The sequence below is a fragment of the Roseovarius sp. MMSF_3281 genome (genome assembly GCF_030733685.1).
Taxonomy (GTDB): Bacteria; Pseudomonadota; Alphaproteobacteria; order Rhodobacterales; family Rhodobacteraceae; genus Roseovarius.
Map to the genome: position 1 here is coordinate 156,162 of NZ_JASHIM010000006.1, position 15,240 is coordinate 171,401.

Annotated in this window: 15 protein-coding genes; 8 read left to right on the forward strand and 7 right to left on the reverse strand. The window is 62.8% G+C overall.

All coding sequences use genetic code 11. The features are described 5' to 3' along the window. Positions 1-15: 15 nt before the first annotated feature. From RBB32_RS09060 to pgk, 6 genes are all read right to left on the reverse strand, one after another. On the reverse strand, positions 16-1,317 hold the full coding sequence (locus RBB32_RS09060; protein WP_306152379.1) for an FAD-binding oxidoreductase: 1,302 nt from the start codon (positions 1,315-1,317) through the stop codon (positions 16-18). Positions 1,318-1,422: 105 nt separating this feature from the next. Next, complete coding sequence (locus RBB32_RS09065; RefSeq protein WP_306152380.1) at positions 1,423-2,781, reverse strand: glutamine synthetase family protein; 1,359 nt, start codon at positions 2,779-2,781, stop codon at positions 1,423-1,425. Positions 2,782-2,783: 2 nt separating this feature from the next. Continuing rightward, the gene (locus tag RBB32_RS09070; protein ID WP_306152381.1) at positions 2,784-3,461 is read right to left on the reverse strand and encodes a type 1 glutamine amidotransferase; all 678 of its coding nucleotides are present in this window, start codon (positions 3,459-3,461) and stop codon (positions 2,784-2,786) included. Between the two features lie 63 nt (positions 3,462-3,524). Next, complete coding sequence (locus tag RBB32_RS09075; protein ID WP_306152382.1) at positions 3,525-4,841, reverse strand: glutamine synthetase family protein; 1,317 nt, start codon at positions 4,839-4,841, stop codon at positions 3,525-3,527. Between the two features lie 252 nt (positions 4,842-5,093). Further along, the gene (locus tag RBB32_RS09080) at positions 5,094-5,987 is read right to left on the reverse strand and encodes a fructose bisphosphate aldolase (protein ID WP_306152383.1); all 894 of its coding nucleotides are present in this window, start codon (positions 5,985-5,987) and stop codon (positions 5,094-5,096) included. Between the two features lie 318 nt (positions 5,988-6,305). Beyond that, the gene (gene pgk / locus RBB32_RS09085) at positions 6,306-7,490 is read right to left on the reverse strand and encodes a phosphoglycerate kinase (protein ID WP_306152384.1); all 1,185 of its coding nucleotides are present in this window, start codon (positions 7,488-7,490) and stop codon (positions 6,306-6,308) included. Between the two features lie 132 nt (positions 7,491-7,622). On the opposite strand from pgk, the gene RBB32_RS09090 reads away from it, so the two are divergent. The 3 genes from RBB32_RS09090 to RBB32_RS09100 are packed head-to-tail and all read left to right on the forward strand — an operon-like array spanning position 7,623 to position 9,475. Continuing rightward, positions 7,623-8,129, forward strand: a complete 507-nt coding sequence (locus RBB32_RS09090) for a peptidylprolyl isomerase (protein WP_306152385.1) — start codon at positions 7,623-7,625, stop codon at positions 8,127-8,129. Next, entirely contained in the window at positions 8,122-8,670 is a 549-nt protein-coding gene (locus RBB32_RS09095) for a peptidylprolyl isomerase (RefSeq protein WP_306152386.1), read from the forward strand. Before RBB32_RS09090 ends, RBB32_RS09095 begins: the two co-directional genes overlap by 8 nt. A 4-nt stretch (positions 8,671-8,674) precedes the next feature. After that, positions 8,675-9,475 (forward strand): DUF4336 domain-containing protein, encoded by an 801-nt coding sequence (locus RBB32_RS09100; RefSeq protein WP_306152387.1) that lies wholly within the window; start codon positions 8,675-8,677, stop codon positions 9,473-9,475. Positions 9,476-9,481: 6 nt separating this feature from the next. Here the strand turns inward: RBB32_RS09100 and RBB32_RS09105 are convergent, their stop codons facing one another. Next, positions 9,482-9,757, reverse strand: coding sequence for a DUF1294 domain-containing protein (locus RBB32_RS09105; RefSeq protein ID WP_306152388.1), 276 nt, complete (start codon positions 9,755-9,757; stop codon positions 9,482-9,484). 147 nt (positions 9,758-9,904) lie between these two features. Between RBB32_RS09105 and RBB32_RS09110 the strand changes: the two genes are divergently transcribed. The 5 genes from RBB32_RS09110 to RBB32_RS09130 are packed head-to-tail and all read left to right on the forward strand — an operon-like array spanning position 9,905 to position 15,142. Then, complete coding sequence (locus RBB32_RS09110) at positions 9,905-10,477, forward strand: helix-turn-helix domain-containing protein (protein WP_306152389.1); 573 nt, start codon at positions 9,905-9,907, stop codon at positions 10,475-10,477. 10 nt (positions 10,478-10,487) lie between these two features. Then, on the forward strand, positions 10,488-11,108 hold the full coding sequence (locus RBB32_RS09115) for a LysE family translocator (RefSeq protein WP_306152399.1): 621 nt from the start codon (positions 10,488-10,490) through the stop codon (positions 11,106-11,108). Between the two features lie 3 nt (positions 11,109-11,111). Next, positions 11,112-11,738 carry a LysE family translocator gene (locus RBB32_RS09120; protein ID WP_306152390.1) on the forward strand — a complete coding sequence of 209 codons (627 nt, stop codon included), beginning with the start codon at positions 11,112-11,114 and terminating at the stop codon, positions 11,736-11,738. A 45-nt stretch (positions 11,739-11,783) separates the two neighbouring features. Next, positions 11,784-14,249 carry an FAD-dependent oxidoreductase gene (locus tag RBB32_RS09125; RefSeq protein WP_306152391.1) on the forward strand — a complete coding sequence of 822 codons (2,466 nt, stop codon included), beginning with the start codon at positions 11,784-11,786 and terminating at the stop codon, positions 14,247-14,249. Next, entirely contained in the window at positions 14,246-15,142 is an 897-nt protein-coding gene (locus RBB32_RS09130; protein WP_306152392.1) for a homocysteine S-methyltransferase family protein, read from the forward strand. The genes RBB32_RS09125 and RBB32_RS09130 overlap by 4 nt, the downstream gene beginning before the upstream one ends. Positions 15,143-15,240 lie beyond the last annotated feature (98 nt).

Consider the following 15,240-nt stretch of genomic DNA (forward strand, 5'->3'; position numbering starts at 1 on the left):
CGCGCGGTTTTTGGATCACAGGCCCAAGCGGTCGCGGGTGGCGTACCATGTCATGGCAAGCGCCAGCAGCGGGCTGCGCAGGGCGTGGCCGCCGGGGAAGCGTGGGGCGGGAACGCGCGACAAGGTGTCAAACCCGCTGGCCTCACCGGCGATAGCATCGGCCATGAGTTTGCCCGCGTGGGTGGCGGTGCCCACGCCATGGCCGGAATAGCCCGAGGCCGAAAGCATGTTGGGGGCGAGCCGCGCGAGGTAGGGCATACGCTTCATGGTGATCGCCAAGGTGCCGCCCCAAGTATAGTCGAACCGCACGTCCTTGAGGTGCGGGAAGACATGCGCCATGGGTTTGCGCACCGTGGCGTCGATATCGGGGAAGCGGTAGCCATAGCTTTCGCCGCCGCCGAAAAGCAGGCGGTTGTCATGGCTGAGCCGGAAATAATTGACCACGAACTTGGTATCGGCGACGGCCACGTCCCGGGTCAGGACGCGGGCCGCGTCATCGCCCAAGGGCTCGGTCGCGGCGATGAAATTGTTGATCGGCATGACGCGGGCGGAAACCTGTCGGTCGAGCCCGCCGAGATAGCCATTGCAGGCAAGGATCACGTGATCGGCTTTCACCTTGCCCTGATCGCATTGCAGGGTGGCGGGGCTGCCCTTGGTGATGTCGCTGACCCATGAGTTTTCGAAAATCCGAACCCCGGCGGTTTGGGCCGCGCGGGCAAGGCCAAGGGCGTAGTCGAGCGGGTGCAGATGTGCCGCCGTCATATCCAGTGTCCCGCCCTTGTAGCGCGGCGAAGGGCAAAGCACCTGCGCCGCGTCGCGGTCCAGCTTTTCAAGTGCGGCATAGCCATAGTGATCGGCAAGGTGATCGGCATAGGCGTGTTCCTCGGCCACTTCCTTGGCGGAAAAGCACATATGCGCCACGCCGGGTTTCAGGCGGCAGTCGATCTTGTGCCTGGCGATCAGGGATTTGGTTAGCGTCTTGGCCTCTTCGGCCAGATCCCAAAGCTTGGCGGCATCATCGCGGCCAACGAGTTTTTCCAACCCCTCTTGATCCATCCGCTGACCAGAGCCCAATTGCCCGCCATTGCGGCCCGAGGCCCCGAAGCCCAGGCGATGCGCCTCAAGCAGGACCACGTCAAACCCGCGTTCGGCCAGATGCAGCGCCGCCGAAAGCCCGGTATAGCCCGCGCCCACGATACAGACATCGGCGCGGGCCTCGCCGCGCAGCTTGTCAAACGGCGGAAGGGTATTGGCCGTGGCGGCGTACCAGCTTTGTGGATATTCGCCCCGGCGGTCGTTTGAAAAAAGCAGGTTCATGGGCTGACCCTTGGCCGTGAAGAGGGGGCGCTGCCCCCATCGCGCGATGCGCGATTCCCCCGGGATATTTGCAAAAAGAAGAAAGGCTCGGGGCTTTGCATGCGATCAGACGTTCAGCAGGAGGTGCTCGCGCTCCCACGGGCTGATGACTTGCAGGAATTCTTCGTATTCGGCGCGCTTGACGATGGAGTAGACGCGGGCGAAGTCGGGGCCAAGGATGGCGTGCAGATCGAGCGCTTCGTCGAACTGGTCAAGCGCCGAGCCGAGCACGCGGGGAATGTCCGACTCGCCTTCGTATGCGTCGCCTTTGAATTCCGCGTCGGGTTTGATGGATTCTTGCAAGCCCAGAAGGCCACAGGCGAGGCTGGCGGCGATGCCGAGGTAGGGGTTGCAATCCATACCCGCCATCCGGTTTTCGACGCGGCGGGCCTCGGGCGAAGATAACGGTACGCGGATGCCCGTGGTGCGATTGTCGCGCGCCCAGGCCAGGTTGATGGGGGCGGCGTGATCTTTCACGTAGCGGCGGTAGGAATTGACGTAGGGCGCGAAGATCGCGATGGCATCGGGCAGGTGTTTTTGCAGCCCGCCGATGAAGTGACAGAAGGCATCGGTTTCCCCGCCCTGCGGCCCGGAAAAGATGTTCTTTCCGGTTTCCATATCCAGAAGCGAGTGATGGATATGCATGGAACTGCCGGGTTCATCCTCGATCGGTTTGGCCATGAAAGTGGCAAAACAGTTGTGTTTCAGAGCCGCCTCGCGGATCAGGCGTTTGAAAAAGAACACCTCGTCGGCCAGCTTGACCGGATCGCCATGGCGCAGGTTGATTTCAAGCTGTCCGGCACCGCCTTCCTGGGTGATGCCGTCAATCTCGAACCCCTGCGCTTCGGCAAAATCGTAGATATCATCGATCACCGGGCCGAATTCATCCACGGCGGTCATGGAATAGGCCTGCCGCGCGGCGGCGGGGCGGCCCGAGCGGCCCATCATCGGCTGGATTTCCTGCGCCGGGTCAAGGTTGCGGGCAACGAGGAAGAATTCCATTTCCGGGGCAACCACGGGTTTGAGACCCCGTTGATGATAGAGATCGACCACGCGTTTGAGGACATTGCGCGGCGCAAAGGGAATGGGCGCGCCGTCGCGATCAAAAGCGTCGTGAATGACTTGCAGGGTCCAATCCCCCGTCCAGGGGGCGGCGGTGGTCGTGGACATATCCGGGCGCAGGATCATGTCACGTTCGATGAAACCTTCTTCGCCTGCCGCTTCGCCCCAGTCGCCGGTGATGGTTTGGTAAAAGATCGAATCCGGCAAGTGGAAATGTTGTTGCCGGGCGAATTTCGAGGCCGGTACGGCCTTGCCCCGGGCAATGCCCGGCAGGTCGGCGATGATGCATTCCACCTCGTCCAGGCGGCGGCCTTCAAGATAGGCCTGCGCGGCGTCAGGGAGGGTTTTGGTCCAATCGGCCATGATCAGCGCTCCTGTTTGAAAAAATCGGCAATGCGCCGGGCGATGGTATCATTGGCCGTGGGCGCGGCAAGCCGCGATTGTGCCTCGGTCAATTGACCCTCGGGAACCACGCCGGGGCCGCGATGCGTGATCAGTTGTTCGACCATGCGGGCGGTGAACTCGGGGTGCGGCTGGATGGAATAGGCGCGGTTGCCATAAAGCAGCGCGGCATTGGCGCAGAAATCATTGGACCCGATCACGGTAGCATCGGGGGGCAGTTTCACGACCTGGTCCTGATGCCATGCATTGAGGTCGAGGGTTTGGCCGTCCATGTCGTAGGTTGTGCGCCCCACGGCCCATCCGCCCTTGAATTTCTCGACCTTGCCACCAAGCGCTTGGGCGATGATCTGATGGCCGAAACAGACCCCGACAAGCGGGCGGCCATCGGCATAAACGGCGCGGATGAACTCCTCCAACGGGGCGATCCAGGGGTGATTTTCATAGGCCCCGTGCTTGGACCCGGTGATCAGCCAGCCATCGGCATCTGCCGGGGCGTCGGGATAGTCTTCATCCACAACGTTCCAAGTCTGGAAGGTAAAGCCGTGGCCATCAAGCAGGCGGGCGAACATGGCATCGTAATCGCCCAACTCGTCCAGAACGATATCGGGGACGTGGCCGGTTTGCAGTATGCCGATTTTCATAGGGGGTCTCGCGATTTGATCAAATTTAGCGTGATTGCCGTATGGGCCGGGGATGGTTTCGGGTCAGACGGTGTCGAGGTAGACGCGCCATTGGCTGTCATCGGGGTGATTGGCCAGCAGGCGCAGTTCCTGTCGCTTGGTCATCACGAGGTTGCGGATCAGGCCCGCGGGAAGGATGCGCGGCATGATCGTGCTTGCCTCAAACCGGTCGATGGCCGTGGCCCAATCGGCGGCCAATTGCGGCAGGTCATGCGCATAGGCGTTGCCGGTGATCGGGGCCGGTGGCGTCATGTCGTCCTCAACCCCGACGAGGGCGGCGCCGAGGATTGCGGCGAAGATCAGATAGGGGTTGATATCGCCGCCCGCGACACGGTGCTCGATGCGCCGGGCCGCGGGCGGCCCGCCCGGAATGCGCAGGGCGGCGGTACGGTTGTCATAGGCCCAACCGGCGCCGGTTGGGGCATGGGCGCCGGGGACAAGCCGGGCATAACTGCTTGCGTGGGGGGCAAAGATAAGGGTGCTGTCCGGCATCGCGGCAAGGCACCCCGCGACAGCGGTACGGAGCATATCCGCGCCGTCCTCGGTGCCATTGTCAAAAATGTTGCGCCCGTCTTGGTCCAGTACCGAAAAATGCAGGTGCATGCCGTTGCCCGCGTCTTCGGCGAAGGGTTTGGCCATGAAGGTGGCGGCAAATCCATGCTGCCGCGCCAGCCCTTTGATCAGCGCCTTGAAAAGCCAGGTGTCATCGGCGGCGCGCAGGGCGTCCTGGTGGTGTAGCGTCACCTCGAACTGCCCGATGCCGGATTCGCAGGTGGCGGTCTGGGCGGGGATGCCCATGGCGGTGCAGCCCTCGTAGAGCGCGTTGAGAAACCCGTCAAAGGCGTCAAGCTGGGTGATCGAAAGGATCTCGGGGGTCTCCAGCGGGCGGCCCGTGCGGGGGTCCTTGACGGGGGCCAAGGCATTGCCGCTGTCGTCGACAAGGGTGAACTCCAGCTCGGTTGCGGCGATCACCCTCCAACCGCGGTCCGCGTATGTTTTCAGGACAGCTTCAAGCGCATGGCGCGGGTCACCGTCAAACGGTGCGCCATCGTCATGATGCATGACCATGGGCAGCAAGGGAGGGGCGCCATCAAGCCATGGCATGGGCACCGCGCCGCGATCCGTGGGGCGCAGGATGCCATCGGCGTCGCCGGTTTCAAAAACCAAGGGAGAGCCTTCGATGTCGGCCCCGAAAATATCCACGTTCAGCACCGAGAGCGGCATACGCACCGCGCCCCGATCCAGCTTGTCCGCATAGCTGCTTGGCACGCGTTTGCCGCGCATCTGGCCATTGAGGTCGCAGGCCGCGACACGAAGTGTTGTGTGGTCTGACAGGTCCATCGGAGCGATCCTTGCGCCGTTTCGAGGCTAAGGCTAATCGCTCAGGTCTAGTAATGCCACCACAATTTGATCAAAAGTTTCGCTGTAAAACCACGTCGGTTCCACATCGTTGGTTTTTTCTTGGCCTAAATACCCTGGGGGGAGGTGCCCGTAGGGCGCCGGGGGCAAAGCCCCCCATGTCCAAAAACATCGGCTTATCGGGCCTCACGGCCCTCCGTGCGGGGAGGGCCCGACGGGGACCGATGAGCGTGCTTAGCCCGCGACAGAGGCTTGATAGATGCTGTCGATCGACGCGGCGATGGTGCTGTTGAACTCATCGTCCGATTGCTGTGCCGAGAGCCCTTCGGTGAGGGCGCGGCTGAAGCTGGCGATCATGCCGGTGTTTTGCGACAGGCGGCTGTTGGCCTCGTCCCGCGAATACCCCCCCGACAGCGCCACGACGCGCATCACGCGGGGGTGGTCGACCAGCGGCTTATAGAGGTTGGCGGTTTCCGGCAGGGTCAGCTTGAGCATGACCTGTTTGTCTTCCGGCAGCGCGTCCAGTTGCGCGGCAATCTCGGCCAGCAGCATGTCTTCGGCCGCGGCCTTGTCGGCAATCGAGATGGTCACCTCGGGTTCGATGATCGGCACGAGGCCATGACCGAGGATCTGTTTGCCCACTTCGAACTGCTGCGCGACGACGGCCTTGATGCCTTCGGCATTGGCGGCATTGATGACCGAGCGCATCTTGGTGCCGAAAACGCCAGCCTTGACCGCACGTTCCAGCAGCGCGTCAAGCTCGGGCATGGGTTTCATCATCTGCACGCCATTGTCTTCTTCGGCGAGGCCCTTGTCGACCTTGAGGAAAGGCACGACGCCGCGGTCTTCCCACATGAACTGGGCGGTGGGCTTGCCGCCCATCTCGCGATCCATGGTCATTTCGAAAAGGATCGCGCCGACAACCTTGTCGCCGGTAAACGCCGGGGCCTGTGCGATGCGGGTGCGCATGCCGTGGACCAGGTCGAACATTTCCGCGTCGGAGTTATAGGCGCTTTCCTCGATCCCGTAGAGGCGCAGGGCCTTCGGCGTCGAGCCGCCCGACTGATCAAGGGCGGCGATAAAGCCATTGCCGTTGCGTACCTGTTCTGCCTGACGTTCGTTCGACATGATTTGACCTCTGGATTCGGAATGAAAATTCGTGCCGAGGCACGGGTTGGCCCGCTTCTAGGCGAGGGGGGGCGAGGTTGCAATTCTGGTGGCGCTAACAGCGGCGAGGGCTGTGGCGATTTAAAGCGTTTCGCGAAAAACCTGAATCACAGATTTTCGCGAAACGCAGTGCTCCGCTCAATCGTTGCACGCGTTCCGCCTTTAGCTGATGCCTCAGGTTAAAGGCGGAACGCTTTAAGTAAGCGCTGCGCTGTCCCGGCCTTGCGCCGGGACCTCGGGTCAGGCCGGGAGGCCCCGGGTCAGGCCTGGGGCGGAGGCTTATCCCTTGAGTGCGGCCACACCGGGCAGGTCTTTGCCTTCCATCCATTCAAGGAAGGCCCCGCCGGCGGTGGAGATATAGGTGAATTCGCCCGCAGCCCCCGATTTGTTGAGCGCGGCGACGGTATCGCCGCCGCCCGCGACGGAGGTGAGTTTGCCCTCTTTGCTGAGTTTGGCCGCGTGGCTGGATGCCGCGTTGGTTGCCGCATCGAAGGGCGCGATTTCGAATGCGCCAAGCGGGCCGTTCCAGATCAGCGTTTTGGCCTTGTCCAAGGCGGCGGTGATGCGGGCCACGGCCTGCGGGCCGGCATCGAGGATCATCGCATCCTCGGGGCAGGCGTGGGCGGGGACGGTTTCGCTTTCGGCCCCGGCGGCGAATTCGCGGGCCACCACCACGTCGGCGGGCAGTAGCAGTTCACAGCCCGCGGCCCCGGCCTTGGCCATGATTGCGCGGGCGGTGTCGGCCATGTCGTGTTCGCAGAGCGATTTGCCGACGTTCAGGCCCTGTGCGGCGAGGAAGGTATTGGCCATCCCCCCACCGATCACCAGTTGGTCGACCTTTTCGACAAGGTTGCCCAAGAGATCCAGCTTGGTTGAAACCTTGGCCCCGCCGACCACGGCCACGACGGGCCGCTCAGGCGTGCCAAGGGCCGCTTCGAGCGCTTCGAGTTCGGCCTGCATCAGGCGACCCGCGCAGGCGGGCAGGTGGTGCGCCAGACCCTCGGTCGAGGCATGGGCGCGGTGCGCGGCGGAAAAAGCATCGTTGCAGAAAACGTCGCCAAGGCCTGCAAGGCGTTCGGCGAGGGCGGGGTCGTTGGTTTCTTCGCCCGGGTGGAAGCGGATGTTCTCCAGAAGCAGAACCTCGGCCCCCTTGGCCTCGGCTGTCAGGTTTTCGGCCCCGTCCAGCGTTTCGATGAATTGCACCGAGCGGCCAAGCGCCCGTTCCAGTGCAGGCACGATGGGGCGCAGCGACATGTCATCGACGACCTTGCCCTTGGGGCGGCCGAAATGGGCGATCAGCATCGGCTTGCCGCCCTTGTCGAGGATATCGTTGACCGTGGGGGCGATACGGATGATCCGGGTGGCGTCGGTGACGAGGCCGTTTTCGATGGGCACGTTGATGTCGACCCGCGTCAGCACGGTTTTGCCTTTGAGGTCCATGTCATCAAGTGTTTTCCAGCTCATGCCCGGGTCTCCGTTTGTCACTTTTACGCGGGTCTCTCTTGGCCTGTCGGGGGCGGGCCGTCAAGGCGGCGCTTGTCCATCTTGGCCCAAGGTCATAGGTATCGGGGAAACATATCACAGGAGGAGGCCCGCATGGCCGAAATCAAGGACCCCGAGAACACCATTCTGCTGGAGCTGAAAGACGGCACCGTGACCATCGAGTTGATGCCCGATATCGCACCCGGCCATTGTGAACGGATGAAGGAACTGGCGCGCAGCGGGCAGTATGACAACGTGGCCTTTCACCGGGTGATCGACGGTTTCATGGCGCAGACCGGCGATGTGGCCAATGCCAACATGGAAAAGGATTACAACCCGCGCATGGCCGGCACCGGTGGCAGTGACCTGCCCAACCTCAAGGCCGAGTTCAGCCGCATCCCGCATGATCGCGGCACCCTTGGCGCCGCGCGCAGCCAGAACCCGGACAGCGCCAACAGCCAGTTTTTCATTAGCTTCAGCGACAACCACTTCCTGAATGGTCAATACACGGTCTATGGCCGGGTGATCGAAGGGATGGAGCATGTCGATGCCATTCAACGGGGCGAGCCGCCCGCGAACCCTGACCGGATGATCAGCGTGAAGGTGGCCGCCGATGCTTAAGATGGCCGCTGTAATGAGTGTCGTGGCCGCGCCTGCGCTGGCCACGGGGCTTGAGATCGAAGTGTCGGGCGAGGCCAATGGCATGGTCAAGATCGACCTGTTGGAGGACGTGGCCCCCGACCATGTGGCGCAGATTACCGAATTGGCGGAAGAGGGGGCCTATGACGGTGTCGTCTTTCACCGGGTGATCGAGGGCTTCATGGCGCAGACCGGCGATGTGGAGTTTGGCCTGATCGAAGGCGGCGACATGAGGCGCGCGGGTATGGGCGGCAGCGACAAGCCGGACCTGAAGGCCGAGTTTTCGGATATTCCCTTTGACCGCGGTGTGATTGGCATGGCCCGCAGTCAGGACCCCGACAGTGCCAACAGCCAGTTCTTCATCATGTTCAAGGAAGGCCATTTCCTGAACGGTCAATACACGGTCGTGGGCCGGGTGACCGAGGGGATGGAGGTTGTCGATGCCATCAAGCGCGGCAAAGGCCAGAATGGTGCGGTGATCGGTCAGCCCGACGTGATGACCAGCGTTACGGTGACGGAATAACGCTTTGGCAGGCCCGACGGGATATGAGCCGCTCAATACCCTCAAGCCGGTGGCCGAGGGGATTTGGCTGATCGACGGGCCTGCCATATCGTTCATGGGCTTGCCGTTTTCGACCCGTGCCACGGTGGTGCGGTTGGAAAACGGCGATCTGTGGGTGCATTCGCCCACCCAATTGACCGATAGCTTGCGCGAAGAATTGGAAGCTGTCGGGCCGGTGGCGCATCTGATTGCGCCGAACTGGATTCACTATGCTCATGTTGCAGAGTGGCAAGCGGCCTTTCCCAAGGCCGTCTTCTGGGCCGCGCCGGGTGTTGCGGAGCGGGCCGCGAAGAAGGGGCTGAACCTGCCGGAATCCCGCGATTTGCAGGCGGAGAGGGCCGAGCGGCCATGGGCCGGACAAATCCGCCAGATGATCGTGCAGGGCAGCAAGCTGCATCGCGAGGCGGTGTTTCTTCACAAGGCCAGCAAGACCCTGATCCTGACCGATCTGATCGAGGCCTTCGAGACGGAGAAATTACCGGTCTGGATGCGGCCCATCGTCTGGATCGCGGGCATTGACGACAGCGACGGGAAAATGCCGCCCGACATGCGGTGGAGCTTCAAGGACAAGGCGGCGCTGGCCGGAGATGTCGAGACCATGATCGGATGGGCGCCGGAGCGGGTGATCCTGGCGCATGGGCGCTGGTACGAGCGTAACGGCGTGGCCGAGTTGGAACGCGCCTTTCGGCGGGTGCTGAAGGATCACCGGTGGGACAGGTTGGTGCAGCACGCCAAGGACAAGCACGCGAAACATTCCGATAAGTAACGGTCTTTATCTGGCCAGCCAGAGCCCTGCGGCGATGATCTGAGCGGCCAGAATCATGAAAAGGTAACGGCGGAAAGGCTGTTTGCGGGTTTTATGTGAAAACCCGTGGATGGCGGCGAAGATGCCCGGTGTTCCGCCAAGGATGGCGATCCAGAGCAGGCGGCGTTCAGGCACGCGGCGACGGCGTTTGCGGGCGGCGCGTTTGTCCCATGCCATGAAGACGACCGCCGCGAGGTTGATCGCGGCGGCCCAGATCAGGATCAATTGCGAGGTCTCGGGCATGGTGGGCCTTTTGTTGGGTGGACCTTGCCGGATAGCCCTTGGTGGGCGCCGCTTCAAGGGCGCTGCGCCGCGGCGTGAAAATTTTGTTGATTTTTTCACGGAATCGGGCGAGCGTGAAATTTGAAGGAAATTTTTCACGGGAGTCCCATGCAGGAAAGCGCGATCACCACGTCACAGACCCTTGGAGCGGACCTGCGGGCGTTGCGCAAGGCGCGGGGGCTGACCCTATCGGACCTGTCGGAGATGTTGGGCCGCTCGGTGGGGTGGTTGAGCCAGGTTGAGCGCGACCTGTCGGAGCCGTCGATCAGTGACCTGCGTGAAATCTCGGGCGCGCTGGGCGTGCCGATGTCGATGCTTTTTGGTCATGCAAGTGCGCCGGTGGAAGAACAGGGCTATGTCGTGCGCGCCGGTGCACGGCGGCCCATGGGCGCGGGCGAGGAAGGCTTGGTGGAGGAGTTGCTTTCGCCCGACCTGACCGATGATTTCGAGGTGATCCATTCCACCTTTGCGCCGGGATCGGAAATGCAGGTGCCCGCCAAGCGGCCCACGCAGGAGGTGGGCTATATCATTTCCGGGCGGCTGGAGTTGCGGATCGGCGAGCGGGTGTTTTCCCTTGGCCCCGGCGACAGCTTCAGGTTTCGTGGCGAACTTTATAGCTGGTCGAACCCTTATGACAGTCCTTGCGTGGCGATCTGGGTGATCGCCCCGCCGGTTTATTGAGAGGCGCATGATGAGTTTCGAGGGCTGGAGCATATTCGCGCTGTTCTGGGTGGTGTTTGTCGCCACGCCGGGGCCGAACCATTTGAATTGCCTGCGAAATGGCATGACCGTGGGGTTTCGCCGGGGGCTTTGGGGGGTCTTGGCGATCCTGTGCCAGGCGAGCCTTTTCCTGACCCTGTCGGCGGCGGGGGTGACAGCCTTGATCGCCGCCTCGCCCCTTGGTTTCACGGTGGCCAAGTGGATCGGGGCCGGGGTGCTGATCTGGCTGGGGGTGCGCGGCTGGATCATGGCACGGCGGCCTGTCGCGGTGGAGGGCGCGACGCGTGGCTCGGTCTTTTGGCGCGGGTTCATGATTGCCACGATCAATCCCAAAAGCGTGGCGGGCTATCTGGCGGCCTTTAGTCAGTTCGTGCAGCCCGATGTGCCGATCTGGGAGCAGATGTGGGTGATCTTTCCCACGGCCCTGAGCATCACTGCGATAAGTTACACGGGGTTTACGGCCTTGGGCGCGGGGCTGGGCCGGGTGGCATTGAACGCGGTGTTCAACGTCTGGCTGCGCCGTGCGATGGCGGCGTGTTTCCTGGCTTATGGCGTGGCGCTTGGTGCGGCCTCGGTCCCGGGGAGGGGGTAGCCGATGATCTGGGAGGTTCTGACCGGTTTTGATCCTGCGTTATTGCTGGCGTTCATCGGGGCGGGTCTTTTGCTGAACATCACGCCGGGGGCGGATTTCGTATTCATCTCGGCCAGCGGTATGCGGGGCGGGGCGCGCATGGGGATGGCCGCGGCCTTGGGTGTCAACCTCGGGATCGTGGTTCATCTGGCCATGGCGGCGGCAGGGTTGTCGGCGCTGTTGATGGCGCGACCCGTGCTTTATGACGCGATCCGCTATGCTGGGGCGGTGTACCTGATTTGGTTGGCGGTGCAGGCATGGCGGCATGCCGATGACGTGCAAGAGGGGCGCGCGGCCCAAAGCCTGTGGCGCGCGGTGCGGCGGGGGTTTTTGACGAACGTGCTGAACCCGAAAACCGCGTTGTTCATCTTTGCCTTCATTCCGCAATTCACCGACCCCGCGATTGGCCCGCTTTGGGCGCAGATCGTGGTGTTGGGCATGATTTTCACCGTGTTCGGCTTTGCCTTTTCGCTGTGCCTTGGGGCGGCGGCAGGGGGCATGGCCCAAGTGCTGCGCGCACGTGCGGGGCTTTTGAACCGGGCGGCGGGGGTGATGTTTGCCGGGCTGGCGGCGCGATTGATCTGGGATTGAGACAAGGGCCACCGCCAAGCGGGGCCAGTACAAAGGGAGAGAGACATGGCGGATTTGCCCAACAAAGCAAAGGTTGTGGTCATCGGCGGCGGTATTGTCGGGGCCTCGTGCCTGTATCATCTGGCCAAGAAGGGCTGGACCGACTGCGTGCTGCTGGAGAAAAACGAGTTGACCGCCGGCTCAACATGGCACGCGGCGGGCAATGTGCCGTCGTTCTCGACCTCTTGGGCGATCATGAACATGCAGCGCTATTCCATCGACCTTTATTCCCGTCTGGGCGAGGAGGTGGATTACCCGATGAATTACCACCAGACCGGATCGATCCGCTTGGCCCATTCCAAGGAGCGGATGCAGGAGTTCGAGCGCGCCAAGGGCTGGGGCAAGAACCAAGGCATGGACCTTGAGATTCTCAGCGTCGAGGAGATCAAGGAACACTATCCTTTCATCGAAACCCATGACCTTGAGGGCGCGCTTTATGATCCCAACGACGGGGATATCGACCCCGCGCAGGTGACCCAGGCCTTGGCCAAGGGTGCGCGCGACATGGGCGCAAAAGTGATCCGTTTCTGCCCCGCGACCGGGGTGAGCCAAGACGGCGAGGGTTGGATCGTTCATACCGACAAGGGCGATATTGCCTGTGATTATGTCGTGAACTCGGCAGGCTACTATGCGCAGCGCGTGGGCGAATGGTTCAAGCCCTATGGCGGGCGGACCGTGCCGATGATGGTGATGAGCCACCAATATGTGCTGACCGAGGAAGTGCCCGAGATCGAGGAATGGTCGAAGGCCAATGGCGGAAAGAAGCTGCCGCTTTTGCGGGATGTGGACGTGTCCTATTACTTCCGGCAGGAAAAGCACGGCTTCAACATTGGCCCCTACGAGCCGAACTGCAAGGCCGAATGGGCCGGTTCGGGCGATGCGGTCCCCGAGGATTTCTCGTTCCAGCTTTGGTCGGATGATCTGGACCGGATCGGGGATATCGTGGCCGACAGTATGGAGCGGGTGCCGGTGGCGGCATCTGCCGGGATCAGCCGGATCATCAATGGCCCGATCCCCTATGCCCCTGATGGCATGCCCTTGATCGGGCCGATGCCGGGGGTGAAGAACGCCTTTGAATGCTGTGTCTTTACCTTTGGCATCGCCCAGGGCGGCGGCGCGGGCAAGGTTTTGGCCGAATGGGTGATAGATGGCGGGACCGAATGGGACATGTGGGCGGTCGATCCGCGCCGCTATACCGATTACACCGACCACGAGTATTGCGTGGCCAAGGGCATGGAAGTTTACGGCCACGAGTACGCCATGCATTTCCCGCATCACGAATGGCCCGCAGGCCGCGACAAGAAGCTGTCGCCGGTGCATGACAAAATCAAGGCGCTGGGCGGTCAGATGGGGGCCTATAACGGTTGGGAGCGGGCCAATTGGTTCGCCAAAACCGGCGATGACACCAGCGAGGCGGCGACACAGACATGGGGCCGCGCAGGCCCGTGGGAGCCGCGCGTGCGCGAGGAATGCGAGGCCGTGCGCGATGCCTGTGGTGTGCTGGACCTGCCGGGGTTTTCCCGTTTCAACATCGAAGGGCCGGGGGCGGCCGACTGGCTTGCCTCACAGGTCACGGGGGTGGTGCCGCGCGTGGGGCGCATCGGGTTGGTCTATTTTGCCGATACGCGGGGGCGTATCCTGAGCGAGATGTCGGTGGTTCGGCATCGCGATGACCTGATGACCCTGATCACCGCCGCTGCCGCCGAATGGCACGATTACGAGTTGCTGGAACGGCGCCTTGCGAGTGTCGAGGGGGTGACGCTGACCAACCGCACGACAGAGTACATGACGCAAATCCTTGCCGGTCCCAAATCCCGCGCGCTGCTGTCCGGCCTGTGCGATGCAGACCTGAACGCGCCGTGGCTGACCCACCAGGCAACCGAGATCGCCGGGTGTTGGGCGCGGCTTGTGCGGGTGTCTTTTGCCGGGGAGCTGGGGTGGGAAATCCATACCAGAACCGGGGATACGGCCACGGTCTTTGATGCCCTCTGGCAGGCCGGGCAGGCGCATGGGCTGAAGCCCTTTGGCATGTATGCGCTCAATTCCCTGCGGATCGAAAAGGGCTATCGCGCGTGGAAGGGCGACTTGTCCACGGATTATTCGATGCTGGAAGCCGGGTTGGAGCGCTTCGTCAAATTCGACAAGCCGCAGGAGTTTCCCGGCAAGGCCGCGCTTCTGGCCGAGAAGCGGCAGGGTCGCAAGAAGGCCTTCGTGCAGCTGATCGTCGATGCCGGTGAGGCGGATGCGCCTTACATGGCGCCGATCTGGCACGAGGGCCGGATCGTGGGCGAGGTAACAAGCGGGGCTTGGGGCTATCGGGTCGGTGCCTCGGTGGCGCTGGCCATGGTGAGGGCCGATTTGACGGCGCCGGGCACCGAGCTGGAGGTCGAGATTTACGGTGCGCGGCTCCCTGCGGTGGTGCAACCCGACGGCCCCCTGTGGGACCCCGAGAACGAAAGGCTGCGGGCGTGAGCAAGGTAACCCTTCTTGATGGGGCTGTCGGCCAGGAACTGGTCAAGCGCGCGGGGGATGCGCCCACACCGCTGTGGTCGACACAGGCGATGATCGACCACCCCGAATTGGTGGACGAGGTGCATCTGGATTACCTGCGGGCCGGGGCGACGGTGATCAGCACGAATACCTATGCGGTGCTGCGCGACCGCTTGGTGCGGGTTGGCCTTGAAAACCGGCTGGAGATCCTGACCGACATGGCCATCACCGCCGCGCACCGGGCGCGGGCGGCTTTCGGAGCAGGGCGCATTGCCGGGGTGATCGGGCCTTTGGTGCAATCCTACCGTCCCGACCTGAGTCCGCCCGCGCCCGAGGCCGCCCGGATTTACGCCGAGCCGGTGGCGCATCTGAAAGACCGGGTGGACCTTTTAGTGCTGGAAACCATGGCCTCGGTCGATCAGGCAGAAGGTGGTTTGCGCGCCGCCTCTGGACAAGGAGTGCCTGTTTGGCTGGCGGTGTCGGTGGATGATCAGGACGGCACAAAGCTGCGCTCGGGCGAGCCGCTTACCGAGCTTGCCCCGTTGATTGACCGCTTCCACCCCGAGGCGGTCTTGATCAATTGCTCCCGCCCCGAGGCCGTGACTCCGGCGCTGGAGGTTCTCAAAACCTTCGGCCTGCCCTTTGGCGCATATGCCAATGGCTTCACGGCGATCAGCGCAGGGTTCTTGCAGGAGGCCCCCACCGTCGATGCGCTCAGCGCGCGGCAAGATCTTGGCCCCGAGGCCTACGCCGACTTCGCCATGGACTGGATCGCGCAAGGCGCCACGATCATCGGCGGTTGCTGCGAGGTGGGGCCAAATCACATCCGCGCAATGGCGCAGAAAATCAAGCAGGCGGGCCATGAGATCATCTGATCCCTTCCCCTTCATCTTTCCCCAAATACTCCGGGGGTGGCGTTGAAAATCCAAGGATTTTCAACGTAGGGGGCAGCGCCCCCGACCGGTCGGATCGC

Excerpts from the sequence above, each read along its gene's own strand:
- RBB32_RS09125 (WP_306152391.1), top strand. The coding sequence starts at position 11,784 with ATGGCGGATTTGCCCAACAAAGCAAAGGTTGTGGTCATCGGCGGCGGT.
- RBB32_RS09115 (WP_306152399.1), top strand. The coding sequence starts at position 10,488 with ATGAGTTTCGAGGGCTGGAGCATATTCGCGCTGTTCTGGGTGGTGTTT.
- RBB32_RS09060 (WP_306152379.1), bottom strand. The coding sequence starts at position 1,317 with ATGAACCTGCTTTTTTCAAACGACCGCCGGGGCGAATATCCACAAAGC.
- RBB32_RS09090 (WP_306152385.1), top strand. The coding sequence starts at position 7,623 with ATGGCCGAAATCAAGGACCCCGAGAACACCATTCTGCTGGAGCTGAAA.
- pgk (WP_306152384.1), bottom strand. The coding sequence starts at position 7,490 with ATGAGCTGGAAAACACTTGATGACATGGACCTCAAAGGCAAAACCGTG.
- RBB32_RS09095 (WP_306152386.1), top strand. The coding sequence starts at position 8,122 with ATGCTTAAGATGGCCGCTGTAATGAGTGTCGTGGCCGCGCCTGCGCTG.
- RBB32_RS09065 (WP_306152380.1), bottom strand. The coding sequence starts at position 2,781 with ATGGCCGATTGGACCAAAACCCTCCCTGACGCCGCGCAGGCCTATCTT.
- RBB32_RS09080 (WP_306152383.1), bottom strand. The coding sequence starts at position 5,987 with ATGTCGAACGAACGTCAGGCAGAACAGGTACGCAACGGCAATGGCTTT.
- RBB32_RS09120 (WP_306152390.1), top strand. The coding sequence starts at position 11,112 with ATGATCTGGGAGGTTCTGACCGGTTTTGATCCTGCGTTATTGCTGGCG.
- RBB32_RS09070 (WP_306152381.1), bottom strand. The coding sequence starts at position 3,461 with ATGAAAATCGGCATACTGCAAACCGGCCACGTCCCCGATATCGTTCTG.
- RBB32_RS09105 (WP_306152388.1), bottom strand. The coding sequence starts at position 9,757 with ATGCCCGAGACCTCGCAATTGATCCTGATCTGGGCCGCCGCGATCAAC.
- RBB32_RS09075 (WP_306152382.1), bottom strand. The coding sequence starts at position 4,841 with ATGGACCTGTCAGACCACACAACACTTCGTGTCGCGGCCTGCGACCTC.
- RBB32_RS09110 (WP_306152389.1), top strand. The coding sequence starts at position 9,905 with ATGCAGGAAAGCGCGATCACCACGTCACAGACCCTTGGAGCGGACCTG.